This window comes from Vibrio sp. 03_296, assembly GCF_002265885.1.
The window spans coordinates 1-675 of sequence record NZ_NPKW01000913.1 but is presented as its reverse complement, the minus strand read 5'-3'; the positions used below and the strand labels follow the sequence as shown (position 1 = coordinate 675).

Below are 675 nucleotides of genomic sequence, written 5' to 3'. Positions count from 1 at the left end.
TATGATTTCAAATGCGCTCGACGCCATGCCAGAACATGGTACTCTCGAAATCACCACTAATTGAATCACGCAATGACAAACCTTATGTTACGGTTTCATTTAGAGACAATGGCTGTGGCATACCTGCAGAGCAACAAGCCACGATTTTTGAACTGAACTACACCACCAAAAAAGAGGGAAATTTTGGTCTTGGCATTGGTTTGTCTATTTGCCATCAAATCATCCATAGTCACGGAGGATGATACGAGTGATCATTCCAGCGCAGTACACCTGTATGACTATCTGGTTACCACTGGTTTCTGAAGGAGCATCCCATGAATAAATACTTGATTTTATGTGTTGATGACGAACGAGAAGTGCTCGATAGCGTACTTCAAGATTTATCGCCATTTGAAGATCATTTTGTGCTCGAGGGCGCAGAGTCAGTAGCAGAAGCCAAAAATGTCAATCGAAGAGTATGACGATGAAGACGTTCCATTGGCATTAATTCTGTGCGACCACATCATGCCGGAACAAACGGGGATCAGTTTTCTCATTGAACTCAGTCGCAACGAAACGACGCGACAAAGCGAGAAAGTACTGTTGACGGGCAAGCCGGTTGGAAGATACCGTTGAAGCGGTAAACCATGCGAGCCTTGATTTTTATATCGCCAAACCTTGGTACGGTGACGAGCT

The 675-nt window shown here is 44.4% G+C and carries 2 pseudogenes; both read left to right on the top strand.

Annotated elements, in window-relative coordinates:
• A pseudogene (locus CIK04_RS28805) lies at nt 1-322 on the top strand (sensor histidine kinase); the annotation flags it as partial.
• Nucleotides 315-675: pseudogene (locus CIK04_RS28800) on the top strand (response regulator); the annotation flags it as partial. The pseudogenes CIK04_RS28805 and CIK04_RS28800, both read left to right, overlap by 8 nt.